The organism is Pseudomonas sp. NPDC087817 (assembly GCF_044742875.1).
Lineage (GTDB): Bacteria > Pseudomonadota > Gammaproteobacteria > Pseudomonadales > Pseudomonadaceae > Aquipseudomonas.
In genome coordinates, this window is the sequence record NZ_JBIUVJ010000037.1 from 16,604 (window position 1) to 42,203 (window position 25,600).

Annotated in this window: 18 protein-coding genes and 2 pseudogenes; 17 read left to right on the plus strand and 3 right to left on the minus strand. The window is 60.3% G+C overall.

The annotated features are described in order from the left end of the window. Positions 1-68: 68 nt before the first annotated feature. Positions 69-749 (minus strand): annotated as a pseudogene (locus ACIONG_RS20560) (dihydroxy-acid dehydratase); the annotation flags it as partial. Between the two features lie 220 nt (positions 750-969). Between ACIONG_RS20560 and gap the strand changes: the two are divergent. The 9 genes and pseudogenes from gap (at position 970) to ACIONG_RS20605 (ending at position 11,852) form a co-directional block, all read left to right on the plus strand. Then, positions 970-1,971 carry a type I glyceraldehyde-3-phosphate dehydrogenase gene (gap, locus tag ACIONG_RS20565; RefSeq protein ID WP_103303983.1) on the plus strand — a complete coding sequence of 334 codons (1,002 nt, stop codon included), beginning with the start codon at positions 970-972 and terminating at the stop codon, positions 1,969-1,971. A 197-nt stretch (positions 1,972-2,168) separates the two neighbouring features. After that, positions 2,169-2,687: an RNA polymerase sigma factor gene (locus ACIONG_RS20570; RefSeq protein ID WP_103303982.1), complete on the plus strand. Its 519-nt coding sequence runs from the start codon at positions 2,169-2,171 to the stop codon at positions 2,685-2,687. Between the two features lie 125 nt (positions 2,688-2,812). Beyond that, positions 2,813-3,778: a FecR family protein gene (locus tag ACIONG_RS20575; protein ID WP_401302376.1), complete on the plus strand. Its 966-nt coding sequence runs from the start codon at positions 2,813-2,815 to the stop codon at positions 3,776-3,778. 122 nt (positions 3,779-3,900) lie between these two features. Then, positions 3,901-6,486 carry a TonB-dependent receptor gene (locus ACIONG_RS20580; protein WP_401302378.1) on the plus strand — a complete coding sequence of 862 codons (2,586 nt, stop codon included), beginning with the start codon at positions 3,901-3,903 and terminating at the stop codon, positions 6,484-6,486. 111 nt (positions 6,487-6,597) lie between these two features. After that, positions 6,598-7,194, plus strand: coding sequence for a biliverdin-producing heme oxygenase (locus ACIONG_RS20585; protein ID WP_103303979.1), 597 nt, complete (start codon positions 6,598-6,600; stop codon positions 7,192-7,194). Positions 7,195-7,362: 168 nt separating this feature from the next. After that, positions 7,363-7,758, plus strand: a complete 396-nt coding sequence (locus ACIONG_RS20590) for a YbaN family protein (protein ID WP_213026394.1) — start codon at positions 7,363-7,365, stop codon at positions 7,756-7,758. A gap of 675 nt (positions 7,759-8,433) precedes the next feature. Then, positions 8,434-9,441 (plus strand): annotated as a pseudogene (locus ACIONG_RS20595) (HAMP domain-containing protein); the annotation flags it as partial. A 102-nt stretch (positions 9,442-9,543) separates the two neighbouring features. Next, positions 9,544-10,299: a methyl-accepting chemotaxis protein gene (locus tag ACIONG_RS20600; protein WP_371919311.1), complete on the plus strand. Its 756-nt coding sequence runs from the start codon at positions 9,544-9,546 to the stop codon at positions 10,297-10,299. Positions 10,300-10,505: 206 nt separating this feature from the next. Next, entirely contained in the window at positions 10,506-11,852 is a 1,347-nt protein-coding gene (locus tag ACIONG_RS20605) for a CoA transferase (protein WP_401302381.1), read from the plus strand. Positions 11,853-11,986: 134 nt separating this feature from the next. Here ACIONG_RS20605 and ACIONG_RS20610 read toward each other — a convergent pair whose 3' ends face one another. Next, positions 11,987-12,850: a DNA-3-methyladenine glycosylase family protein gene (locus ACIONG_RS20610; RefSeq protein ID WP_401302383.1), complete on the minus strand. Its 864-nt coding sequence runs from the start codon at positions 12,848-12,850 to the stop codon at positions 11,987-11,989. Continuing rightward, positions 12,847-14,274, minus strand: coding sequence for an arginine-ornithine antiporter (gene arcD, locus ACIONG_RS20615; RefSeq protein ID WP_103303974.1), 1,428 nt, complete (start codon positions 14,272-14,274; stop codon positions 12,847-12,849). The genes ACIONG_RS20610 and arcD (ACIONG_RS20615) overlap by 4 nt, the downstream gene beginning before the upstream one ends. A 603-nt stretch (positions 14,275-14,877) precedes the next feature. On the opposite strand from arcD (ACIONG_RS20615), the gene arcD (ACIONG_RS20620) reads away from it, so the two are divergent. The 8 genes from arcD (ACIONG_RS20620) (at position 14,878) to gcvP (ending at position 25,564) form a co-directional block, all read left to right on the plus strand. Continuing rightward, complete coding sequence (arcD, locus tag ACIONG_RS20620) at positions 14,878-16,305, plus strand: arginine-ornithine antiporter (protein ID WP_103303973.1); 1,428 nt, start codon at positions 14,878-14,880, stop codon at positions 16,303-16,305. A gap of 35 nt (positions 16,306-16,340) precedes the next feature. Then, on the plus strand, positions 16,341-17,597 hold the full coding sequence (arcA, locus tag ACIONG_RS20625) for an arginine deiminase (protein ID WP_103303972.1): 1,257 nt from the start codon (positions 16,341-16,343) through the stop codon (positions 17,595-17,597). A 68-nt stretch (positions 17,598-17,665) separates the two neighbouring features. Continuing rightward, positions 17,666-18,676, plus strand: a complete 1,011-nt coding sequence (locus ACIONG_RS20630; RefSeq protein ID WP_401302386.1) for an ornithine carbamoyltransferase — start codon at positions 17,666-17,668, stop codon at positions 18,674-18,676. A 160-nt stretch (positions 18,677-18,836) separates the two neighbouring features. After that, entirely contained in the window at positions 18,837-19,766 is a 930-nt protein-coding gene (gene arcC, locus ACIONG_RS20635; RefSeq protein ID WP_401302388.1) for a carbamate kinase, read from the plus strand. Positions 19,767-19,828: 62 nt separating this feature from the next. Then, the gene (locus ACIONG_RS20640; protein ID WP_103303970.1) at positions 19,829-20,191 is read left to right on the plus strand and encodes a DUF5064 family protein; all 363 of its coding nucleotides are present in this window, start codon (positions 19,829-19,831) and stop codon (positions 20,189-20,191) included. Between the two features lie 246 nt (positions 20,192-20,437). Next, positions 20,438-21,946 (plus strand): sigma-54-dependent transcriptional regulator, encoded by a 1,509-nt coding sequence (locus ACIONG_RS20645; protein WP_401302390.1) that lies wholly within the window; start codon positions 20,438-20,440, stop codon positions 21,944-21,946. A gap of 370 nt (positions 21,947-22,316) precedes the next feature. Further along, the gene (gcvH, locus tag ACIONG_RS20650) at positions 22,317-22,700 is read left to right on the plus strand and encodes a glycine cleavage system protein GcvH (RefSeq protein WP_103303967.1); all 384 of its coding nucleotides are present in this window, start codon (positions 22,317-22,319) and stop codon (positions 22,698-22,700) included. An 11-nt stretch (positions 22,701-22,711) separates the two neighbouring features. After that, positions 22,712-25,564: an aminomethyl-transferring glycine dehydrogenase gene (gcvP, locus tag ACIONG_RS20655; protein WP_401302393.1), complete on the plus strand. Its 2,853-nt coding sequence runs from the start codon at positions 22,712-22,714 to the stop codon at positions 25,562-25,564. Positions 25,565-25,600: the final 36 nt, after the last annotated feature.

Consider the following 25,600-nt stretch of genomic DNA (forward strand, 5'->3'; position numbering starts at 1 on the left):
AAAGCATAAAACAACAAACCACAAGGAAATAACAGACACAAGAAAACAATAATCAACTTGATCTATTTAGCGGTGCCGTAGAAGGTGCAGGTACCCGGGCTGTGGTAGGACTTCATCTCCGATTCCAGCAGCTCTTCGCGGGTCGCCTTGCCTTCGGCGTACTTCTGCCGCACGTCGGCTTTTTCCTTGTTGGAAATCCCCGAGACCATCGGCCCGCCCGGAACGAAAATAGTTGGCAGATGACCGAAGCGCAGCGAGCCCATCATCAGGCCCGGGACAATCTTGTCGCAGATGCCCAGCATCAGCGCGCCGTCGAACATGTTGTGCGACAGCGCCACCGCCGTCGACATGGCAATCACTTCGCGGCTCGGCAGGCTCAGCTCCATGCCCGGCTCGCCCTGGGTTACGCCGTCGCACATCGCCGGAGTACCGCCGGCGAACTGGCCGACCGAACCGATTTCGCGCAGGGCATTCTTGATTTGTTCAGGGAAGACTTCGTACGGCTGGTGCGCCGAGAGCATGTCGTTATACGAAGAAACAATGGCGATGTTCGCCGAGTTCATCATCCGCAGGCTGTGCTTGTCTTCGCTGCCGCACCCGGCCACACCGTGGGCGAAGTTGGCGCATTGCAGCTTGCCGCGCATCGGCCCGTCAGTCGCGGCCCCGCGAATCAGTGCAAGGTAAGCCTGACGCGTGGCGCGGCTGCGGGCGATAAGCCGTTCGGTGACCTCAAGGACGCGGGGATGCATGTGTAGAACTCCAGGCTAACGGATGTGGCGACCTGATTGTCTATGCTGATCAAACGCCGTTGTTGTTGGAATGACAGACGGCTTTTTTGACCATTCGGACCAGTTGATTCAGGTCACTCGTTGTAGATAAAACAAAATATTGCCACTAAAAAGGCTTGTTTTCTATTTTTATGCGAATAATCTTGTAATTCCAACAACAAAACGACGGCGGCCCTGTTCCATGACTCTTCGAATCGCAATCAATGGTTTTGGCCGCATCGGCCGTAATGTCCTGCGCGCACTGTATACCCAAGGCTATCGTCAGGATTTGCAGATCGTCGCCATCAACGATCTGGGCGACAGTTCGATCAACGCGCATCTGCTCAAATACGACACCGTTCATGGCACGTTCGACGCCGAAGTGGCGCATGACAACGAAAGCCTGACCGTCAACGGCGACCGCATTTCGGTCAGCGCCATTCGCAACCCGGCCGAGCTGCCCTGGGCTGCGGAAAAAATCGATGTGGTGTTCGAATGCACCGGTCTGTTCACCGACCGTGCCAAAGCCGCTGCGCATATTACTGCCGGCGCACGCAAAGTGATCATCTCGGCCCCGGCCAAAGGTGCCGACGCCACCGTCGTTTATGGTGTGAACCACGACATTCTGCGCCAGTCGCACCAGATCATTTCCAACGCGTCGTGCACCACCAACTGCCTGGCGCCGGTGGCGCAGGTGTTGCACCGCGAGCTGGGGATCGAAAGCGGTCTGATGACCACCATTCATGCCTACACCAACGATCAGAACCTGACCGACGTTTACCACACCGACCCGTACCGCGCGCGCTCGGCCACGCAGAACATGATCCCGAGCAAGACTGGCGCCGCAGAAGCGGTGGGCCTGGTGCTGCCGGAACTGGCGGGCAAACTGACCGGCATGGCCGTGCGGGTGCCGGTGATCAATGTGTCGCTGGTGGATCTGACCGTTCAGTTGAAGAAGGAAGCCACTGCCGAAGAAGTGAATGCCCTGCTGAAAGCGGCCAGCCAGCATTCGAAAATTTTGGGTTACAACACGTTGCCGCTGGTTTCCAGCGACTTCAACCACAACCCGCTGTCATCGATCTTCGACGCCAACCACACCAAATCCAGCGGCAAGCTACTGAAGGTACTGGCCTGGTACGACAACGAGTGGGGCTTCTCCAACCGCATGCTGGATAACTGCCTGGCGCTGTGCAACGCGGAATAATTCCCCGCCCCTGATTCCTGTGGGAGCTGGCTTGCCAGCGATGAGGTCGGCATATCCAATATGGATATCCGCTGACCCACCGCCATCGCTGGCAAGCCAGCTCCCACAAGGTCAATCATTCCAATTTGAAATCAGTACTTGACCATTCAGCTAGATGATAAGCATTATCATTCGCTCAAAATGGATCAGGTCCTCCCGTGAGTCAATCGCGCTTCAACCACGTCTTCCTCACCCAGCGCACTTCACTGCTGCGCACGCTGGAACGGATGGTCAATAATCACAGCACCGCTGAAGACCTGTTGCAGGAAACCTACCTGCGCGTGACGCGGGCGCTGAGCGAGCGGGCCATCGATCATCTCGAACCCTTTGTCTTCCAGACTGCGCGCAACCTGGCGCTGGATCATCTGCGCGCGCGCAAGATTCATTCGCGGACCATGGTCGATGACGTGCCGCAGGACGTCGTGCACAGCGTCGCCGCCCCGGCCAGCAGCGCAGAAGACGCCGCCCACGCCGAACAACTGCTGGAGCGCTTGAACGTGAGCCTCAGTCAACTCAGCCCGCGCCAGCAGCAGATTTTCATCCTCAGCCGCCTGCACGGGCACAGCTATCAGGAAATCGCCGATGAACTGAATGTGTCCCTCAGCACGGTGCAAAAGGAACTCAAGCTGATCATGTCGATCTGCATCGGTGTCGCCGAACGCTTGAATGGCGACTGAGGCTGTAGGGCTTTTCTGTAAGTGTCAGGATCGACTGCACTGGTCATCGGGCTTTGTTACCCTTGCCCGACTTTTACGCTTCACTTAAAAAAACAGCCGTGCGCAGACACTGCCGAGGAAACACCGTGACGGACACCCACCGCTCGCCTTCGCCTTCATCGGCGCAGGACGCTGCAAACGCAATGGACCAGGCACTCGACTGGCTCATCGTGCTCGGCAGCCCGGACGAGGAGCAGACCCGGCAATTCCATGCCTGGCTGGCGGCTGATCCGTTGAACGCCCAGGCTTTCGCCAAGGCGCAGGCGATCTGGGACGGTCCGCAAATCGCCCAGTGTGCAGAGAAGCTGGCGACGCCACCTGCGAAAGTCACCGTCCTCAAACGTCTGCGCCCGCACTGGAAACCGCTGGCCACCGCTGCCGTGCTGATTCTCGGTCTGTTCAGTTTCAGCAACCTGCCGATGCGCATTCAGGCCGATCATCTGACCGTGGTCGGCGAACGTCAGCGCCTGCAACTGGAGGACGGTTCGAAAGTCCTGCTCAATACCAATTCGGCCTTCTCCAGCACCATCAACGATCAACAACGCGTCGCACGGTTGTATCAGGGCGAAGCGTTTTTCGAAGTCGCGGCCAGTCGCAATCAGCCACTGGAAATCGATGTCGGCCCGGTCAGGGCGAGTGTGCGCGACACCGCGTTCGCCGTGCGCTACCTGGATGGCGTGGCGCAGGTCAACGTGCAACGCGGCGACGTCGATTTGCGCGCCACTCACAATGATGCCCGGGTGCGTTTGAGTGCCGGTGAAAGTGTCCGCATCGGCCCGAACGGTTTCGACCGCCCGGCCAAGCTCGACACCAACACTGACCTTGCCTGGGTACAGGGCCGACTGGTGTTCGAGAACTGCCCGTTGAATCAGGTCCTGGCCGAACTGCGCCGCTACTATCCGGGCTGGATCATCAACACCAACGAGCAGTTGGCCGACGTTGCCGTAACCGGTAATTATCGCCTCGACCAACCGCTCGACGTGGTGCGCTCCCTCGCCCACATCACCTCGGCGCGCTTGCAGGAATTCCCCGCGCTGGTGATCTTGAACTAAATGAGAATTATTTTTACTCGATAGCGAAAGCCCGTTCGTCTCGTTATAGCCAATGCAATTGATTCGCATCTTCGGAAGCGGATCAGCACCTATAAAGATTCGTGCGACACGGAGCGCTATCGATGTCCTCACGCCTTACCCGCCAGACTTCTTCCCCATCCCGCGTATTGTCGCTGCTGACCGCTGCCATCCTGATGGCCGGTACCGCACCGCTGATGGCTGCCACCGAACAACCGGCGCGCAACATGGGCGATTACTCGTTCTCGATTGGCCAGCAACCGCTGGTGTCGGCCCTCAACGCCTTCACCGCCGTGACAGGCTGGCAGGTCGGTTTGCCGGCGGAGCTGGGTCAGGGCGTATCGTCGCCGGGCGTGCGTGGTTCGCTGCCACCGGAAAAAGCCCTCGAGCGCCTGTTGGTGGGGACCAACCTGAGCTTCCGCAAGCTGAGCAACAACAACGTCGTGCTGGAAAAACGCAGCACCAGCGGCGCACTCAATCTGGATCAGGTGACCATCAGCGCCACTCGCCAGGAACAGTCGGTGAACAGCGTGCCGAGCACCGTCACCGTGCACACCCGTGAAGAACTGGGCCGTAACAACGTCAACACCATCAAGGATCTGGTGCGCTACGAACCGGGCGTGTCCGTCGGCGGCGCCGGCCAGCGTGGCGGCATCAGCGGCTACAACATCCGTGGCATCGACGGCGACCGCATCCTCACGCAGGTCGATGGCGTGGAAATACCGGACGGGTTCTTCAACGGCCCTTACGCCAAGACCCAGCGCAATTACGTTGATCCGGAAATCGTCAAACGCGTGGAAATCCTCCGTGGCCCGGCCTCGGTGCTGTACGGCAGCAACGCCATCGGCGGCGCGGTCAGCTATTACACCCTTGATGCCGACGACATCATCAAACCCGGCAAAGACGTCGGCGCCCGCCTGAAAACCGGTTACAGCTCGGCCGATGACAGCTGGCTGAAGTCCGCCACCGTGGCCGGCCGGGCCGACCAGTTCGACGGTTTGCTGCACTACAGCCAGCGCGATGGCCACGAAACCGACTCCTACGGCAGCAACAACGGCACCGGCCTGGAACGCACCGCTGCCAACCCGGAAGACGTCCGGGCGACCAACGTACTGGCCAAGATCGGCTGGAACTACAACGAAGATTCGCGCCTGGGCCTGACCTACGAAAAGTACAAGGATGATCGCGACACCGATCAGAAAAGCGCCTACGGCGGCCCGTTCTTCAACGGCGCGCCGACCATTCCGGACAGCATGCTGCCCGGCGGCATGTACCAGTGGCGCACCGGTAACGACACCATCACCCGTGAGCGTTTCGGCATCGAGCACCGCTTCGCCCTCGACAGCCTGCTGGTCGACAACGTGAAGTGGAGCCTGAACCACCAGATCGCCAAAACCGACCAGAGCACCGAAGAGTTCTACTACCCGATGACCCGTAAAGTGCTGCGCACCCGCGACACGATTTACGAGGAAAAACAGTGGGTGTTCGATGCGCAACTGGACAAGGCGTTTGCCATCGGTGACACCGATCACGTGCTGACCTACGGCACCACCCTCAAGCAGCAGAAAGTCACCGGTTCGCGCAGCGGCGACGGCAAGTGCCTGGCGGTCGGGCGTGGCTGCACCGCCATCGGTGCGACCAGTACTGCTGACGTGTTGGCCAAAGCTACCGACTTCCCGGACCCGACCATCAACACCTACAGCGTGTTCGCCCAGGATCAGATCAGCTGGAACGACTGGACCTTCCTGCCGGGCCTGCGCTACGACTACACCCAGCTCAAGCCGCACATCACTCAGGAGTTCCTCAACACCGTGGCGGCGGATGGCCAGGGCACGGTCAGCGACAAGAACAAGACCTGGCATAAAGTCTCGCCGAAATTCGGCCTGACCTACGCCCTGACCGAGAACTACACCTGGTACGGTCAATACGCCGAAGGCTTCCGCACGCCGACCGCGAAAGCGCTGTACGGCCGCTTTGAAAACAGCACCACCGGCTACAGCGTGACGCCGAACCCGGACCTGGAACCGGAAAAAAGCAAAAGCTATGAGACCGGTCTGCGCGGTAACTTCGAGCAAGGTTCGTTCGACGTGGCGGTGTTCTATAACAAGTATCGCGACTTCATCAACGAAGACGCTGTGACCCCGGGCCGCAACGAGCTGACCTTCCAGTCGGCCAACATCAAGCACGCCACCATCAAGGGTGCGGAAGTCAAAGGTCGTCTGAATCTGGATGCGTTTGGCGCCCCGCAAGGCCTCTACACTCAGGGTTCGATTGCCTACGCCTACGGTCGCAACAACGACAACGGCGAGCCGATCAACAGCGTCAACCCGCTGACCGGCGTGTTCGGTCTGGGTTACGACCAGGACAACTACGGCGGCCTGCTGAGCTGGACCGTGGTGAAGAAAAAGGATCGCGTCGACGACAGCAACTTCAAGTCGCCGGATGGCGTCAGCAGTCAGTTCAAAACGCCAGGCTTCGGCATTCTTGATCTGGCCGGTTATTACAAAGTCACCGACGACGTCACCGTCAGCGGCGGCATTTACAACCTGACCGACAAGAAATACTGGCTGTGGGACGACGTGCGCGGTTACGACAGCGTCGGCGAAGCCTCGGTCACGCAACCGGCCAACCTCGATCGCCTGACCCAACCGGGCCGCAACTTCGCGATCAATCTGATCTGGGACATCTGATCCCGTCGACCTCACTGCGCGTGTTCAGCCACCGCACAGTGAGGTTTTTTTACGCTCACGCGTCTTCTTGTTCGTCTCGTTATCAAGCGCCTCTTTTATCAAGGACACCCCATGACCACTTCGGAAAAAGCCCTGCGTTCACAACGCCTGAACCAGATCACCCACGAGCCGCACAGCAAGCTCGACGCCCTGGTCAAAGCCCACGCGCCGTTCGAGACTCGCGCCAACTTCGCCCGTTTCGTCGTGGCGCAATACCTGTTCCAGTCGGAACTGGTCGAGCTGTACAACGATGCCGAACTGACGGCGATCGTGCCTGACCTGCCGGCTCGCTGCCGCGCTGAAGCGGCCAAGGCCGACCTGGCGGATCTGCACACCGAAGTCCCGGCGCCGGTGGCCGGGGCGGTGAAGAACCCGAGCAAGGCCCGTGCCCTGGGCTGGATCTTCGTCTCCGAAGGTTCGAAGCTGGGTGCCGCGTTCCTGATCAAACGCGCCGTGGCGCTGGAGCTGAGCGAAACCTTTGGCGCCCGTCACTTGGGTGAGCCGGAAGGTGGCCGCGCCGAAGGCTGGAAAAGCTTCGTGCGTACACTCGACTCGCTGCAGTTCAGTGCTGAAGAAGAAGCCGAAGTGGAGCAAGGCGCGATTGACGCGTTCAACCGCTTCACGGTGCTGCTGGAACAGGCTTACGCCACTGAGGCTGAACCGGCCTGATCCCTAGGCACACCATAAAACCCTGTGGGAGCTGGCTTGCCAGCGATAAGGGCTGATCAGTCTCCATTTATGTTGCCTGACCCACCGCCATCGCTGGCAAGCCAGCTCCCACAGGGGGCTGAGTAAGCCTGTAGAATCCCCTTCTCGCCTCACAGCAATCCCGAGCCCATGCCGCAACCCGCCTCTTCCAAACTCGCCCGTGTGCTGTTCGGCCTGCTCGCCTATGTCAGCCTCGGCATTGGTCTGATCGCCATTGTCGTGCCCGGCCTGCCGACCACCGAGTTCATCCTTCTCGCCGCCTGGGCCGCCACCCGCAGCTCGCCGCGCCTGAGTGCCTGGCTGGAAAACCATCGGTTGTTCGGGCCGATCCTCAGTAACTGGCGTAACGGCAAGATCATTGCGCGCAAAGCCAAGGTCAGTGCCACGGTGAGCATGTTGCTCTGCGCAACGCTGATGCTGGTGATGCTCGATCACGGCTGGCCGGTTTATCTGGCGATTGTCGGGATGGGTTTGGGCAATCTGTGGATCTGGTCGCGCCCGGAATCTATCGTCACGTCTTCCTGACTCACACAATCACCAAGTGAATGGGGTCTTTGTGGTGAGGGGATTTATCCCCGATGGGCTGCGCAGCAGCCACCAGGCAGACAACCCCAATATGTCAGAAAGAGTCGGTTCTCAGGTTTTGGGCCTGCTTCGCAAGCCATCGGGGATAAATCCCCTCACCACAAAAGCTCTCACCTCCTCATATCCAGACACACCATTTTCATCCCCGTGAAACTTCCCTGTAATTAATCCCCTTTTCAGCACTTTCCCCTGCGCAAACGTTTAGCGATGACCGTTCGTCGGCATCCAGCTCATGCGCCCTCGCCTCACGCCGATGAGCATTGAATGGCGCTGAATGGATTTGGCGAACCGGGTAACTCCAAAACCCGTGGCCACCGGTTTATTCATTCACGAGATCGCCCCATGTTCGACTCTCTCTCCATTCGCCTGAAAATCGTTCTGCTCTCCGGTCTGTGCCTGCTCGGCGTGGTTGCGCTGATCGTCGGCATGAACATCTACCAGACCAACCAGAACGACGAACTGGTCAGCCACTCCAGCAACCAGTTGCTCACCGCCAGTGTGCAGAACCTGCTGCAGGCCAAAGCCGCCGAGCAGGCGGTGCGGGTGCAGAAGACCTTTGGCGAGAGCCTGACGGTGATCACTGCGCTGGCCGACCAGATCAAGGACATGCGCGTGATGGCGGCCAAGCGTTCGCTGGAGGCTGGCGCCTTGCGCGAAGAGTTGAACCTGAGCCTGAAAACCGCTTTCGAGCGCAACGACAAAGTACTCGGCATCTGGCTCGCCTTCGAACCCAATGGCCTGGACGGCAAGGACAGCGAGTTCGCCAACGATGCGGCGCGCCAGTCCAACGAAGCCGGACGTTTCGCCACGTACTGGAGCCGCGCCGCCGGTTCCGCGCTGAACACGATCATGGTCGAAGAAGACATGACCAAGACCACCCTCAGCCTCAGCGGCACGCCGTACAACAGCTGGTACACCTGCCCTCGCGACAACAAACGCACCTGCCTGCTCGACCCGTATGCCGACACCGTCGGTGGCAAGGAAATGCTCATGACGACCATTTCCGTGCCCTTGATCGTCGACGGCAAAGCCATCGGCGTGGTCGGCGTCGACATCGCTCTCGATGCCCTGCAAGCGGCGGCGGTGGATTCGCAGCGCAACCTGTTCAACAACGCCGGGCACATGCTCATCGTTTCCGGCAGCGGCGTGCTGGCTGCCGACAGTTCCGATGCCGCCAAAGTCGGCAAGAAAATCAGCGACACCCTCGCTGCCGATGGCAAGGATGTGCTGCAACTGCTCAGCACTGGCACGCCAAAGATTCTGGAACAGGGCGATCTGATCCGCGCCGTGTATCCGGTCGATCCGATTGGCAACTCGCGCGCCTGGGGCGTGGTCATCGATTTGCCGAAACAGGTGCTGCTGGCCGATTCGGTCAAGCTGCAAGCCGTACTTGATGATGCTCAGGAAACCGGTGTGCTCACCGCATTGGCGGTGGCTGTGGTTGCCGGTCTGCTGGGTTTGCTGCTGATCTGGCTCACCGCTTCCGGCGTCACCCGGCCGATCAACAGCGTCGCCGAGATGCTGAAGAACATCGCCAGCGGCGAAGGCGACCTGACTCAACGTTTGAACTACAGCAAGCAAGATGAACTGGGCGAACTGGTGAACTGGTTCAACCGTTTCCTCGACAAGCTGCAACCGACCATCGCGCAGATCAAACAGAGCATCAGTGAGGCGCGCGGCACTGCCGATCAGTCTTCGGAAATCGCCCGTCAGACCAGCGAAGGCATGCAAGTGCAGTTCCGCGAGATCGATCAGGTCGCCACCGCGTCCAACGAAATGAGCGCCACCGCCCACGACGTTGCCAACAGCGCCTCGAACGCCGCCAACGCGGCGAAAGGTGCCGACCAATCGGCCAAGGACGGCATGTCGATCATCGAGCGCAGCACCCGCGACATCAATCAGTTGGCCGACGAAGTCAGCAAAGCCGTGACCGAAGTCGAAGCGCTGGCGGTCAACAGCGAGCAGATCGGTTCGGTGCTGGAGGTGATCCGCAGCATCGCCGAACAGACCAACCTGCTGGCGCTCAACGCGGCCATCGAAGCGGCCCGTGCCGGTGAGAGCGGTCGCGGGTTTGCCGTGGTCGCTGACGAAGTGCGCAACCTGGCCAAGCGCACACAGGATTCGGTGGAGGAAATCCGTGTGGTCATCGAACGGATTCAGACCGGTACACGTGGCGTGGTCGCGACCATGCATTCGAGCCAGACCCAGGCCCACAACAACGCCGGACAGATCCGTCAAGCCGTGGATGCACTGGGCAAAATCAGCGATGCGGTAACCGTGATCAGCGACATGAACCTGCAAATCGCCAGCGCCGCCGAGCAGCAGAGCGCGGTGGCCGAAGAGGTCAATCGCAACGTTTCGGCGATTCGAACGGTGACTGAAACCTTGACTGAACAAGCCACTGAGTCGGCAGCGATCAGCAGCCAGTTGAATGCGCTGGCCAGTCAGCAGATGAAACTCATGGACCAGTTCCGCGTGTAACCGCCGACCAAAAATCACTAAAAATCACTGTGGGAGCTGGCTTGCCAGCGATGGCTGCAGATCAGTCAGTACATTGTTTACTGACACACCGCTATCGCTGGCAAGCCAGCTCCCACAGGGTCAAGTGGCAACTCTGGAATCGGGGATTTCATCTGACCCGATAAGTTTTTGCACTATCATCGCCCTCTCGTTCCGGAGGGCCTTTGATGACTGATTTCCTCACGTCCATTCAAGCCGCACTCGGCTTGCCCCGCACGCCGATTCCGTTCACTGCCAGCGGCGCCCTGCCCTCGGCGTTCGCCGTCACCGAGCTGGCCTGCGCCAGCATCGCCGCTGCCGGGCAAGCCATCAGCGAACTCTTGAATCAACAAACCGGTCGCCTGCCCAAAGTTGAAGTCGATCGCCGCCTGGCCTCGTTCTGGTTCGCCACCTCGATCCGCCCGATCGGCTGGCAACTGCCACCGCTATGGGATCCGGTCGCCGGCGACTACGCGACGCAGGACGGCTGGATCCGCCTGCACACCAATGCCCCGCATCACCGCGCCGCCGCTGAAAGCGTACTCGGCGCCTGTACCGACCGCGCGGCGATGGCAGCCAAAGTCGCGCAATGGGCCAGCAAAGACCTGGAGCAAGCGGTGGTCGATGCCAAGGGCTGTGCCGCCGAGATGCGCAGTTGGGCACAGTGGCAACAACACCCGCAGGGGCTGGCAGTGAATGCCGAACGACTGGTGCAGTTCACTCAGGAGCAGGACGAAAACCCTCAAACCTGGCAAGGCTCGGTGACCCAACCGCTGGCGGGAATCAAGGTACTCGATCTGACCCGCGTGCTCGCCGGCCCGACCGCCAGCCGCTTTCTTGCCGGTCTCGGCGCCAATGTGCTGCGCATCGATCCGCCGACCTGGAACGAGCCGGGTGTGGTGCCGGAAGTCACCCTCGGCAAACGTTGTGCGCGGCTGAATCTGCACGATCCGGCAGATCGCAGCGTGTTTGAAAATCTACTGAAAGACGCTGACATTCTGCTCCACGGCTACCGCGCCGATGCACTGGAGCAGCTCGGTTTCGCTGCCGAGCGCCGTCGGCAACTGGCACCGGGGTTGATCGACGTCTGCCTCAACGCCTACGGCTGGAGCGGCCCGTGGCAGAACCGCCGTGGCTTCGACAGCCTGGTGCAGATGAGTAGCGGCATCGCCGAGGCCGGGCAGCGCTGGAAGCAGGCGGACCAACCGACGCCGCTGCCGGTGCAGGCGCTGGATCATGCGACCGGGTATCTGATGGCGGCGAGCGCGATCCGTCTTTTGACTGAACGTTTGAAGACTGGCAACGGTGGCTCGGCGCGTTTGTCACTGGCGCGAACTGCCAAGCTGCTGATCGAGCATGGGCCGGGGACGAGTGAGGCGTTGCGCGCTGAGGATGAGCAGGATCAGGGTTTACAGGTTGAGCGAACACCGTGGGGGCCGGCGCACCGGTTGCAGGCGCCGCTGCAGATCAGCGGCACGCCGATTCAGTGGGCGTTGCCGGCCACAGAATTGGGTTCACATCTCCCACAGTGGTAGTGACTGCTCGGGCCCCATCGCTGGCAAGCCAGCTCCCACAGTGTCCGTGTCGCCCCCTAATCTGTGAGCGCCCGGAAACCTGTGGGAGCTGGCTTGCCAGCGATGAGGCCAGTATTGGCAGCACACACTTCGGATCAGTCACCCCGGCTCAATGACGTCCACAAAAGCTGCGCCGCATACCCTCGATAAGGCCGCCAAGCCTCTGCGCGAACGGCCAATTCCCGCGCCGTCGGCCGCCGCCCTTCCAGTACTTCCAGCGCCCGCAACAGCCCGACATCCCCGGTCGGAAACCCATCCATATCACGCAACTGCCGCAGCGCAATGTATTGCGCCGTCCAATCACCAATGCCGTGCAGGGCCAGCAAGCGCGCCACCCCGCCCTCGCGATTCGCCTCAAACAATGACGGATCATCGAGCAACGCCTGCGCCACGCCCGACAACGTTCGGCCACGAGTTTTGGGCATGCCCAACGCGGCCAGATCCGCCACGGCCACAACATCCGCCTGAGGAAAAACGTGAGTCAAACCCGCAAGCGTCGAACGCAACGGCAGGCCATATTGCGCAACCAGTTTCCCCGCCAGCCGAATCGCTGCCACCACGGTAATCTGCTGCCCAAGCACCGCACGAAACGCCAGTTCCAGCCCGTCCCACGCACCGGGAACCCGCAACCCCGGACGCTCAGCGATCAATCGCGCCAGCAATGGATCTTGCGCCAGATGCCGCTGCATCAACGACAGATCCGCATCCAGATCAAACATCCCTCGCAACCGCGCAACAATCTCCGGCAGTGCCGTTGAATCAGGAAAATCCAGTGTCACCTCCAGCGCATCAGGAGCACCAGGGCCGACCGAAACCGTGCCGTGAACACCGTTCAAGCCAATGCTGCGCGAATAAATGCCATCGACCACGGTCTCCATCCCGACCACCGCCCGCGCCGCGAGAAAGCCCGACATCGCCGCCCAGTCATACGGCGGCTGATACTCAAGCGACAACCTCACAACGACAACAAACCGCTGTACAAACCATACGCCGCCAGCCCGGCACCGATGATCACGCAGGTAAAAATCCCTTTCTCGACCGTGGTGAACAACGGCTCGCCCTGCTCATGTTTGGCCTTGGCAAACAGGATCACCCCCGGCGCATACAGCAGCGCCGACAACAGCAAATACTTGACCCCGCCGGCATACAACAACCACACCGCATAGCACAGGGCGATGCCGCCGATCAGCAGATCCTTGGTGCGTTCGGCCGAGGCGTGTTCGTAGGTTTCGCCGCGACCGCTCAGCAGCACTGCGTACGCCGCCGACCACAGGTACGGCACCAGAATCATCGACGAAGCCAGATAGATCAGGCTGGTGTAAGTGCCGGCCGAGAACAACGTGATCAGCAGGAAAATCTGGATCATCACGTTGGTCAGCCACAACGCATTGACCGGTACATGGTTGGCGTTTTCCTTTTTCAGGAACGCCGGCATGGTCTTGTCCTTGGCCGTGGCAAACAGGATCTCGGCGCACAGCAGCGCCCAGGACAGCAACGCACCGAGCAACGAAACCGCCAGGCCAATGCTGATCGCCAGCGCGCCCCACGGCCCGACGATGTGTTCCAGCACCGCCGCCAGCGAAGGGTTCTGCAGGGTGGCCAGTTCCGGTTGGCTCATGATCCCCAGCGACAGCACGTTAACCAGTACCAGCAACGCCAGCACACCGATAAAGCCGATCACGGTGGCGCGGCCGACGTCGCTGCGTTTCTCCGCCCGCGCCGAGTACACGCTGGCGCCCTCGATGCCGATGAACACAAACACGGTGACCAGCATCATGTTGCGCACCTGATCCATCACCCCGCCGAAACTCGGGTTGCTGCGGCCCCAGATGTCGCGGGTGAAGATGTCAGCCTTGAACGCCACGGCGGCGATGACAATGAACATGATCAGCGGCACGATCTTCGCGACCGTGGTCACTTGATTGATGAAGGCCGCCTCCTTGATCCCGCGCATCACCAGAAAATGCACGGCCCACAACAAGACCGAGGCGCAGCCGATGGCGACGGGCGTGTTGCCCTGGCCAAACACAGGAAAAAAGTAACCGAGGGTGCTGAACAGCAAAACGAAATAACCGACGTTGCCCAGCCAGGCGCTGATCCAGTAACCCCACGCCGACGAGAAGCCCATGTAGTCGCCGAACCCGGCCTTGGCGTAGGCATACACGCCGGAATCCAGCTCGGGTTTGCGGTTGGCGAGGGTTTGAAAGACGAACGCCAGGGTCAGCATGCCGATGGCAGTGATGCCCCAACCGATCAGAATCGCCCCGGCATCGGCGCGCGCCGCCATGTTCTGCGGCAACGAGAAAATCCCCCCGCCAATCATCGAACCCACGACCAGGGCGATCAACGCACCCAGGCGCAGCTTTTGCGTGGTTTGCGACATTCCAGTCTCCCTTTTCCAAACAACTGGTTCTCAGAACCTGTTTACACCTGTGGCGAGAGTGACTCTCTGTGGCGAGGGGATTTATCCCCGATGGGTGGCGAAGCCGCCCTTAAATTCAGTTAGCGCGGTTTGGGGGCGGCTTCGCCACCCATCGGGGCGATACGACGTTTCGCTAAATCCCCTCGCCACAAGATAGACGTGTTCATCGAACATTAACTAAATGGATAAACACTAATAACGTTTATTGGATAACACCGAAAAACGCCCACTTATATATAGCCGATGACGCTAACGCCTAGCACGTTAAGACAGTTTTGTGCGCTGATCCTAATAAATCAATTCTGTACTGAAAACAGATGCCGAAAATTTGCCAAAAGCTGAAAACGAACTAGCGTGATAATTCAAAAGTAATAATAGCCATTCCCAAAAACCTACAGCAAACCCTTCTAGGACGGGGCTTCCAGACAATAGCTTTATGCCTGCACCCGAGACCTAAGTCATTCATTAACAATGGAATGTGGCCATGCACTGATCTATGTCAGTTGTTCGAACAGTCAACAGTCCTACGCTGTGAACTCTTCTCTCCTGCAATGGAGTCATGCAATGTCTGAAGCTCCCGGAAAACTACGATTAGGTGCACTGGTTGCATTGGTAGTCGGCTCGATGATCGGTGGCGGGATATTCTCTTTGCCACAAAACATGGCCGCCAGCGCCGACGTCGGCGCGGTGCTGATCGGTTGGGCCATCACCGCTGTCGGCATGCTCACCCTCGCTTTTGTCTTCCAGACCCTCGCCAATCGCAAGCCTGACCTCGACGGCGGTGTCTACGCCTACGCCAAGGCCGGTTTTGGCGACTACATGGGTTTCTCATCCGCCTGGGGTTACTGGATCAGTGCCTGGCTGGGCAACGTCGGTTACTTCGTTCTGTTGTTCAGTACCCTCGGCTATTTCTTCCCGGTTTTCGGTGAAGGCAACACCGTTGCCGCGGTGATCGGCGCTTCTGTCCTGCTCTGGGCCGTGCATTTTCTGGTGCTGCGCGGGATCAAGGAGGCGGCCTTCATCAACCTGGTGACCACGGTGGCCAAGGTGGTGCCGCTGCTGCTGTTTGTATTGATCGCGCTCTTCGCGTTCAAACTGGACATCTTCACCGCCGACATCTGGGGCGTGAAAAACCCCGATCTGGGCAGCGTAATGAACCAGGTGCGCAACATGATGCTGGTCACCGTGTGGGTGTTCATCGGCATCGAGGGCGCGAGCATCTTCTCGGCCCGTGCGGAAAAACGTTCGGACGTGGGCAAGGCCACCGTCATCGGTTTCATCACTGTGCTGCTGTTTTTGGTGCTGGTGAACGTGCTGTCGCTGGGCATCATGACCCAACCGGAACTGGCCAAACTGCAGAACCCGTCGATGGCCGCCGTGCTTGAGCACGTGGTCGGTCACTGGGGTGCGGTGCTGATCAGCGTCGGCTTGATCATCTCGTTGCTGGGGGCCCTGCTGTCGTGGGTGCTGCTGTGCGCGGAGATCATGTTCGCCGCCGCCAAAGACCACACCATGCCGGAGTTCCTGCGCAAGGAGAACGCCAACCACGTACCGGTCAACGCCCTGTGGCTGACCAACGCGATGGTGCAGATTTTCCTCATCATCACCCTGTTCTCGGCCAGCACTTACCTGTCACTGATCTACCTCGCCACCTCGATGATTCTGGTGCCGTACCTGTGGTCGGCGGCGTATGCCCTGCTGCTGGCGGTACGTGGCGAAACCTACAAAGGCTTCGCGGCCGAGCGGCGCAAGGATCTGATCATCGGCGGCATCGCCCTGATCTACGCGGTCTGGCTGCTCTACGCCGGTGGCGTCAAGTACCTGCTGCTCTCGGCCCTGCTCTATGCGCCCGGCGCGATCCTGTTCGCCAAGGCCAAGCTGGAACTCAAACAAGCAATTTTCACCAACGTCGAGAAGCTGATTTTCGCCGCGGTGGTCGTCGGTGCCCTGGTGGCAGCCTACGGTCTCTACGACGGCTTCCTGACTCTGTAACACCTGATTGATTTGTTATCTGGAGGATCACTGCAATGACCACGGAAAAAGTTAAGTACGGCGTCCATTCCGAAGCCGGCAAACTGCGCAAAGTCATGGTCTGCTCCCCTGGTCTGGCCCATCAGCGGCTGACCCCGAACAACTGCGATGAACTGCTGTTCGATGATGTGCTGTGGGTTGCCCAGGCCAAACGCGACCACTTCGACTTCGTCACCAAAATGCGTGAGCGCGGGATCGACGTGCTGGAAATGCACAACCTGCTGACCGACATCGTCGCCATCCCGGAAGCACTGGACTGGATTCTTGAGCGCAAGGTCACCGCCGATTCGGTGGGCCTGGGCCTGATCAGCGAAGTGAAATCCTGGCTGAAAAGCCTGGAGCCGCGACACATCGCCGAATTCCTGATTGGCGGCGTGTCCGCCGATGATCTGCCGGACAGTTTCGGTGGCAAGACCATCCAGATGTTCCGCGACTTCCTCGGCCACTCCAGCTTCATTCTGCCGCCGCTGCCGAACACCCAGTTCACCCGCGACACCACCTGCTGGATCTATGGCGGCGTGACGCTGAACCCGATGTACTGGCCGGCGCGTCGTCAGGAAACCCTGCTGACCACGGCCATCTACAAATTCCACCCGCAGTTCACCAACGCCGATTTCGAGATCTGGTACGGCGACCCGGACAAGGACCACGGCAGCTCCACCCTTGAGGGCGGTGATGTGATGCCGATCGGCAACGGCGTGGTGTTGATCGGTATGGGCGAGCGCTCATCCCGTCAGGCCATCGGCCAACTGGCGCTGAACCTGTTCAAGAACAAAGCCGTGGAAAAAGTCATCGTCGCCGGCCTGCCAAAGTCCCGCGCAGCGATGCACCTGGACACCGTGTTCAGCTTCTGCGACCGCGACCTGGTGACGATCTTTCCGGAAGTGGTCAACCAGATCGTCGCGTTCACCCTGCGCCCTGACGAAAGCAAACAGGGCGGCATCGACATCCGCCGCGAAGAATCGAGCTTCCTCGACACCGTCGCCAAAGCCCTCAACCTGCCGAAACTGCGCGTGGTGGAAACCGGCGGCAACAGCTTCGCCGCCGAACGCGAGCAATGGGACGACGGTAACAACGTGGTCGCCGTGGAACCGGGCGTGGTCATCGGCTACGACCGCAACACCTACACCAACACCCTGCTGCGCAAGGCGGGCGTTGAGGTCATCACCATCAGCGCCGGCGAGCTCGGCCGTGGCCGTGGCGGCGGCCACTGCATGACCTGCCCGATCATTCGCGACCCGATCGATTACTAAACCTCTGAGCCCTGATCGCACTTATCCAGTGCGATCAGGGGGATAACCGATACCGAAGGAGATCCATCATGGCTTTCAATATTCACAACCGTAACCTGCTCAGCCTGGAACACCACACCCCACGTGAGCTGCGTTACCTGCTCGACCTGTCCCGCGACCTGAAACGCGCCAAGTACACCGGCACCGAGCAGCAACACCTGAAGGGCAACAACTTCGCCCTGATCGTCGAAAAAACCTCGACCCGCACCCGTTGCGCGTTCGAAGTCGCCGCGTATGCCCCGGGCGCCAACGTCACTTACATCGACCCGAACTCCTCGCAGATCGGCCACAAGGAAAGCATGAAGGACACAGCCCGCGTGCTGGGTCGCATGTACGACGCCATCGAATACCGTGGCTTCAAACAGGAAATCGTCGAAGAACTGGCCAAGTTCGCCGGCGTGCCGGTGTTCAACGGTCTGACCGACGAATACCACCCGACCCAGATGATCGCCGACGTGCTGACCATGCGTGAGCACGCCGACAAGCCGATCCATGAAATCAGCTACGCCTACCTCGGCGACGCGCGCAACAACATGGGTAACTCGCTGCTGCTGGTCGGCGCCAAACTCGGCATGGACGTGCGCATCTGCGCGCCGAAAGCGCTGTGGCCGCATGACGATCTGGTCGAGCGCTGCCACAAATACGCGGAAGAAAGCGGTGCGCGCATCACCCTGACCGAAGACCCGAAAGCCGCAGTCAAAGGCGTCGACTTCATCCACACCGACGTTTGGGTATCGATGGGCGAGCCGGTGGAAGCGTGGGCCGAGCGTATCCAGCAACTGCTGCCGTACCAGGTCAACAAAGAGCTGATGAAAGCCACCGGCAACCCGCGCACCAAGTTCATGCACTGCCTGCCGGCGTTCCACAACAGCGACACCAAGGTCGGCAAACAGATCGCCGAGCAGTATCCGCACTTGGCCAACGGCATTGAAGTGACCGACGACGTGTTCGAATCGCCAGCCTGCATCGCCTTTGAGCAAGCGGAAAACCGCATGCACACCATCAAGGCGATTCTGGTCTCGACCCTGGCTGATCTGTAATTGATCGACACGGTCACTGTGGGAGCTGGCTTGCCAGCGATAGCGGTGTGTCAGCCGACAGAAATGCTGACGGATACACCGCCATCGCGGGCAAGCCCGGCTCCCACAGGGATCGCATTCGTCCTGCACGAACTCACTGTTTTCCAGAAGGACATGCACCATGCGTATCGTCGTAGCTCTGGGCGGTAACGCCCTGCTCCGCCGTGGCGAACCGATGACCGCTGACAACCAGCGCGCCAACATCCGCATCGCCACCGAGCAAATCGCCAAGATCCATCCCGGCAACCAACTGGTCATCGCCCACGGCAATGGCCCGCAAGTCGGCCTGCTGTCGCTGCAAGCGGCGGCCTATACCTCCGTCTCCCCCTACCCGCTGGACGTGCTCGGTGCAGAAACCGAAGGCATGATCGGCTACATCATCGAACAGGAACTGGGTAACTTGCTGGACTTCGAGGTCCCGTTCGCCACCCTGCTCACTCAGGTCGAAGTCGACGCCAACGACCCGGCCTTCAAGAACCCGACCAAGCCGATCGGCCCGGTCTACGACAAGGCCGAAGCGGAAAAACTCGCCGCCGAAAAAGGCTGGGCCATCGCGCCCGACGGCGACAAGTTCCGCCGTGTAGTCGCTAGCCCTCGGCCAAAACGCATCTTCGAAATCCGCCCGATCAAGTGGCTGCTGGACAAGGGCAGCATCGTCATTTGCGCCGGTGGCGGCGGCATTCCGACCATGTATGACGAGAACCGCAACCTCAAGGGCATCGAGGCGGTGATCGACAAGGACCTGTGCTCGTCGCTGCTGGCTGAACAACTGGCAGCGGATTTGCTGGTGATCGCTACCGACGTCAACGCGGCGTTCATCGATTACGGCAAACCAACGCAGAAAGCCATCGCCGAAGCGCACCCGGATGAGCTCGAACGCCTCGGTTTTGCCGCAGGTTCCATGGGACCAAAGGTTCAGGCAGCCTGCGAATTCGCGCGCCATACTGGCAAGGTTGCGGTGATCGGTTCGCTGGCAGACATCGAAGCCATCGTCCAGGGCACCGCCGGTACTCGGGTCAGCACGGCGAAGCCCGGCATCAGCTATCGATAATTAGAAACTCCGGGGGCAGGCGTGAGGTCTGCCCTTCTCCCATGCCTTGAAAGGAGAAACCCATGGCCCAGTTTGAACCCGGTCATTTGCATATCGAACGGCACGCGTTGACTGACGACGACGTCAATTACAACGTGTGCCTCGACTATGAAGTGTTCACTGATCCCCAGAAAGGCAAAGGGATACAGTTCACCCTGCATGGCAACATGCAGGGCAAGGACATGAAGGAAACGTTTTTCCTGCCCAAGGAAGAGGCTTACAACTTCGCCCGCGACGTGACACGAATCGCCGAAAAATACGGGATTCCCAAGACTCACAGCCAGATCGGCTCGGTTCACAAACATTACGACTTGATGTTTGAAGACATCCGCAAGCAGCTGGATATGCATTCCGGGGATCCGGTCAATCTTGAGCATTTCGAGTAATCCTTTAAAAGCCCCTCACCCTAGCCCTCTCCCAGAGGGAGAGGGGACTGATTGGGAGATGCTTCAAAGTTACGCCGAACTGACCCTGCATCACTGAATCCATAATCGACTCGATTTTTCAGGTCGACATGTAGCGCCAGACACCTCGGTCGGCGCCCTCTCCCTTTGGGAGAGGGCTGGGGTGAGGGTGTTTTTGATTTAAGGCATACTTGCCACCCTCCGCAATCCAGAACCCAAAACCGCCCCATGCGTATCCACGTCAGCTTCATCGACCGCGTCGGCATCACCCAGGAAGTCCTGGCTATCCTCGGTGGGCGCAATCTCAATCTGGATGCCGTGGAGATGATCCCGCCGAACGTCTACATCGACGCTCCGACCTTGAGCCCGCAAGTGCTCGAAGAACTGAAGGACGCGTTGTTCCGTGTGCGCGGCGTGGAAGCGGTGACCGTGGTCGACATCCTCCCCGGTCAGCGTCGGCACTTGCAACTCGACGCATTGCTCGCGGCGATGACTGATCCCGTTTTGGCGCTCGACAGTGCCGGCAAAGTCTTGCTGGCCAATCCGGCGTTGATCGCGTTGTACGGTCGCGAACCGGCCGGAGAAAGCGTCGCGGAACTGTTCAACGATCCCGGCGTGCTCGACACCCTGCTCGAACACGGCTTCCGTCTGCCGCTGCGCGAGATCACCGTCAACGGCCAGACCCTGTTGCTCGACGCCACGCCGATCACCGACGCTGGCGCCCTGCTGACCTTGTATCAACCGAACCGCATCGGCGAACAGCTCTCGGCGTTGCACCATGACCACGCCGAAGGCTTCGATGCCCTGCTCGGCGAATCTCCGGCGATTCGTACCCTCAAGGCTCGCGCTCAAAGAGTGGCAGCCCTGGATGCGCCGCTGTTGATCCAGGGTGAAACCGGCACCGGTAAAGAATTGGTGGCCCGCGCCTGCCACGCCATCAGTGCGCGACACAGCGCACCGTTTCTCGCGCTGAACTGCGCGGCTCTGCCGGAGAACCTCGCCGAAAGCGAACTGTTCGGCTACGCCCCCGGCGCCTTCACCGGCGCGGCGCGAGGCGGCAAACCGGGACTGATGGAACTGGCGAACCAGGGCACGGTGTTTCTCGACGAGATCGGCGAGATGTCGCCGTACTTGCAGGCGAAACTGCTGCGTTTCCTCAATGACGGCAGTTTCCGTCGGGTCGGCGGTGATCGCGAGGTGAAGGTCAACGTGCGGATCCTCAGCGCGACTCACCGTGACCTGGAAAAAATGGTCAGCGAAGGCCTGTTCCGCGAAGACCTGTTCTATCGCCTCAATGTGCTCAACGTCGAAGTGCCGCCACTGCGCGAACGCGGTCAGGACATCCTGTTGCTGGCGCGCTATTTCATGCAGCAGGCCTGCGCGCAGATCCAGCGTCCGGTCTGCCGCCTCGCCCCCGGTACCTATCCGGCGCTGCTCGGCAACCGCTGGCCGGGCAACGTGCGCCAGTTGCAGAACGTGATCTTCCGCGCCGCCGCGATCTGCGAAAGCAGCCTGGTCGACATCGGTGATCTCGACATTGCCGGCACCTCCGTGGCGCGCCAGACCGACAGCGACGTCGACAGCCTCGAACAAGCCGTCGAGTCGTTCGAAAAGTCGCTGCTGGAAAAGCTCTACGTCAGCTACCCCTCGACCCGGCAACTGGCGAGCCGCTTGCAGACCTCGCACACCGCTATCGCCCATCGGTTGCGCAAGTACGGCATTCCCAACAAGCCCTGAGCACAATGCAAAATCTGTGGGAGCTGGCAAGCCAGCTCCCACAGGGTTATGTGTCGGATTCGAAATCCGCTCAAAAACGACCTCCATCTGTACTGAAAGCGCTACAGCGGAACGATATCGCTACACCCTCCTCCGGTCACCGCTGTGCAAGGCTTTGATCCGCTTCAGCTTTTCTCCTTGCCTTAAGCTGTAGCGATTTCGCTACAGGCGCTCGATTCTGACCTCTCGCAAAAATAGTTAACTATCTGATTTATATAGATAAATCCAAGATGGCCGCGTTCTTGCTAATGAACCCTTCATAAATAAGGGCTTCCCTGCCCACGCCTTCAACCGCGTCCACCAGACGAGTCTGGCCCCCTGAGGAGTTTCCATGAGCGAGTTGCGTTTTACTGAAGATCACGAATGGCTGCGCGCCGAAGCTGACGGCTCTGTCACTGTCGGCATCACCGCTTTCGCGCAGAACGCCTTGGGCGACGTGGTGTTCGTGCAACTGCCTGAACTGCAGGCTTATGAAAAAGGCGCTGAAGCCGCCACCGTGGAATCGGTAAAAGCCGCCAGCGGCGTGTACATGCCGCTGGACGGTGACGTACTGGAAGTGAACCCGGCACTGGAAGACGCTCCGGAACTGGTCAACGAAGATCCGCTGGGCCAAGGCTGGTTCTTCCGCTTCCAGCCAAGCGACGCCGCCGCTGTCGGCAAACTGCTGGATCAAGACGCTTACGACCGTTTGATCAAAGCCCAAGCCGAAGCCTGAGGAACACCGACATGACTCAAGTAAACCTTGGCACCGCCAACGAATTCATCGCCCGTCACATCGGCCCGCGCGCCGGTGACGAGCAAGCCATGCTCAACAGCCTCGGCTTCGATTCGCTCGAAGCCCTGAGCGCCAGCGTCATCCCGGAAAGCATCAAGGGCACCAGCGTGCTCGGCATGGACGACGGTCTGAGCGAAGCCGATGCCCTGGCGATGATCAAATCGATCGCCGGCAAGAATCAGCTGTTCAAGACCTACATCGGCCAGGGCTACTACAACTGCCACACGCCGTCGCCGATCCTGCGCAACCTGCTGGAAAATCCGGCCTGGTACACCGCTTACACGCCGTACCAGCCAGAAATTTCCCAGGGCCTTCTCGAAGCGCTGCTGAACTTCCAGACCCTGATCAGCGACCTCACCGGCCTGCCGATCGCCAACGCCTCCCTGCTCGACGAAGCCACCGCCGCTGCCGAAGCCATGACCTTCTGCAAACGCCTGAGCAAGAACAAAGGCAGCCACCAGTTCTTCGCCTCGATCCACAGCCACCCGCAAACCCTCGACGTGCTACGCACCCGTGCCGAGCCGCTGGGCATCGAAGTCGTTGTGGGCGATGAGCGTGAACTGACCGACGTGACGCCATTCTTTGGCGCGCTGCTGCAATACCCGGCCAGCAACGGTGATGTGTTCGACTACCGCGAACTGACCGAACGATTCCACGCCGCCAATGCGCTGGTTGCGGTCGCCGCTGACCTGCTGGCCCTGACCCTGCTGACCGCCCCGGGCGAGTTCGGCGCTGACGTCGCTATCGGTTCGGCACAACGCTTCGGCGTGCCGCTGGGCTTCGGTGGCCCGCACGCGGCTTACTTCTCCACCAAGGATGCATTCAAGCGTGACATGCCGGGCCGTCTGGTCGGCGTCTCGGTTGACCGTTTCGGCAAACCGGCGCTGCGTCTGGCGATGCAGACCCGCGAGCAACACATCCGCCGCGAGAAGGCCACGTCGAACATCTGCACCGCGCAAGTGCTGCTGGCCAACATCGCCAGCATGTACGCCGTCTACCACGGCCCGAAAGGCCTGACGCAGATTGCCAATCGCGTGCATCACCTGACCGCGATTCTGGCCAAGGGCCTGACCGCACTGGGCCAGACCGTCGAGCAGGCACACTTCTTCGACACCCTGACCCTGGCCACCGGCGCGCAAACCGCCGCGCTGCACGACAAGGCTCACGCCGCGCAGATCAACCTGCGCGTGATTGATGCCGAACGTCTGGGCCTGTCGGTCGACGAAACCACCACTCAGGCTGACATCGAAACCCTGTGGAGCCTGTTCGCCGACGGCAAGACCCTGCCGGACTTCGCGGCACTGGCCGCTTCGGTACACAGCACCATCCCGGCTGCGCTGGTGCGTCAGTCGCCAATCCTCAGCCACCCGGTGTTCAACCGTTATCACTCGGAAACCGAGCTGATGCGCTACCTGCGCAAACTGGCGGACAAGGACCTGGCACTGGATCGCACCATGATCCCGCTGGGCTCGTGCACCATGAAGCTCAACGCCGCCAGCGAAATGATCCCGGTGACCTGGGCCGAATTCGGCGCCCTGCACCCGTTCGCTCCAGCAGCGCAAAGCGCCGGTTATCAGCAACTGACCGATGAACTGGAAGCGATGCTCTGCGCCGCCACCGGCTACGACGCGATCTCGCTGCAACCGAACGCCGGTTCGCAAGGTGAGTACGCCGGCCTGCTGGCGATTCGCGCCTACCACCAGAGCCGTGGAGATGAGCGTCGCGACATCTGCCTGATCCCGTCGTCGGCCCACGGCACCAACCCGGCCACCGCCAACATGGCAGGCATGCGAGTGGTCGTGACCGCGTGCGATGCGCGCGGCAACGTCGACATCGAAGACCTGCGCGCCAAAGCCATCGAGCACCGCGAACACCTCGCTGCGCTGATGATCACTTACCCGTCGACCCACGGCGTGTTTGAAGAAGGCATCCGCGAAATCTGCGGGATCATTCATGACAACGGCGGCCAGGTGTACATCGACGGCGCCAACATGAACGCGATGGTCGGCCTCTGCGCACCGGGCAAGTTCGGCGGCGATGTTTCGCACTTGAACCTGCACAAGACCTTTTGTATTCCGCACGGCGGTGGCGGCCCGGGCGTCGGCCCGATTGGCGTCAAGTCGCACCTCACGCCGTTCCTGCCGGGCCACGGCCAGATGGAACGCAAGGAAGGCGCGGTGTGCGCGGCACCGTTCGGCAGCGCGAGCATTCTGCCGATCACCTGGATGTACATTCGCATGATGGGCGGCGCCGGTCTGAAGCGTGCTTCGCAACTGGCGATTCTCAATGCCAACTACATTTCCCGTCGTCTGGAAGAGCACTACCCAGTGCTGTACACCGGCAGCAACGGTCTGGTGGCGCACGAGTGCATCCTTGATCTGCGTCCGCTCAAAGACAGCAGCGGCATCAGCGTCGATGACGTCGCCAAGCGTCTGATCGACTTCGGCTTCCACGCTCCGACCATGTCGTTCCCGGTAGCGGGCACGTTGATGATCGAGCCGACCGAAAGCGAATCCAAGGAAGAACTGGACCGTTTCTGCGACGCCATGATCCGCATCCGCGAAGAAATCCGCGCCGTGGAAAACGGCACGCTGGACAAGGATGACAACCCGTTGAAGAACGCCCCGCACACCGCGGCAGAGCTGGTTGGCGAATGGACCCACCCGTACAGCCGCGAGCAAGCGGTGTATCCGGTGGCGTCGTTGATCGAAGGTAAATACTGGCCGCCGGTCGGTCGCGTCGACAACGTGTTCGGCGACCGCAACCTGGTGTGCGCCTGCCCGTCGATCGAAAGCTACGCTTAAAGGAATGGGGGCATTCATTTGCCCCCACTCCCGACA

Coding starts and splice junctions, on each gene's coding strand:
- gap (WP_103303983.1), top strand. CDS start 970: ATGACTCTTCGAATCGCAATCAATGGTTTTGGCCGCATCGGCCGTAAT.
- ACIONG_RS20580 (WP_401302378.1), top strand. CDS start 3,901: ATGTCCTCACGCCTTACCCGCCAGACTTCTTCCCCATCCCGCGTATTG.
- ACIONG_RS20585 (WP_103303979.1), top strand. CDS start 6,598: ATGACCACTTCGGAAAAAGCCCTGCGTTCACAACGCCTGAACCAGATC.
- ACIONG_RS20590 (WP_213026394.1), top strand. CDS start 7,363: ATGCCGCAACCCGCCTCTTCCAAACTCGCCCGTGTGCTGTTCGGCCTG.
- ACIONG_RS20600 (WP_371919311.1), top strand. CDS start 9,544: ATGCAAGTGCAGTTCCGCGAGATCGATCAGGTCGCCACCGCGTCCAAC.
- ACIONG_RS20605 (WP_401302381.1), top strand. CDS start 10,506: ATGACTGATTTCCTCACGTCCATTCAAGCCGCACTCGGCTTGCCCCGC.
- arcD (WP_103303974.1), bottom strand. CDS start 14,274: ATGTCGCAAACCACGCAAAAGCTGCGCCTGGGTGCGTTGATCGCCCTG.
- arcD (WP_103303973.1), top strand. CDS start 14,878: ATGTCTGAAGCTCCCGGAAAACTACGATTAGGTGCACTGGTTGCATTG.
- arcA (WP_103303972.1), top strand. CDS start 16,341: ATGACCACGGAAAAAGTTAAGTACGGCGTCCATTCCGAAGCCGGCAAA.
- ACIONG_RS20630 (WP_401302386.1), top strand. CDS start 17,666: ATGGCTTTCAATATTCACAACCGTAACCTGCTCAGCCTGGAACACCAC.
- arcC (WP_401302388.1), top strand. CDS start 18,837: ATGCGTATCGTCGTAGCTCTGGGCGGTAACGCCCTGCTCCGCCGTGGC.
- ACIONG_RS20640 (WP_103303970.1), top strand. CDS start 19,829: ATGGCCCAGTTTGAACCCGGTCATTTGCATATCGAACGGCACGCGTTG.
- ACIONG_RS20645 (WP_401302390.1), top strand. CDS start 20,438: ATGCGTATCCACGTCAGCTTCATCGACCGCGTCGGCATCACCCAGGAA.
- gcvH (WP_103303967.1), top strand. CDS start 22,317: ATGAGCGAGTTGCGTTTTACTGAAGATCACGAATGGCTGCGCGCCGAA.
- gcvP (WP_401302393.1), top strand. CDS start 22,712: ATGACTCAAGTAAACCTTGGCACCGCCAACGAATTCATCGCCCGTCAC.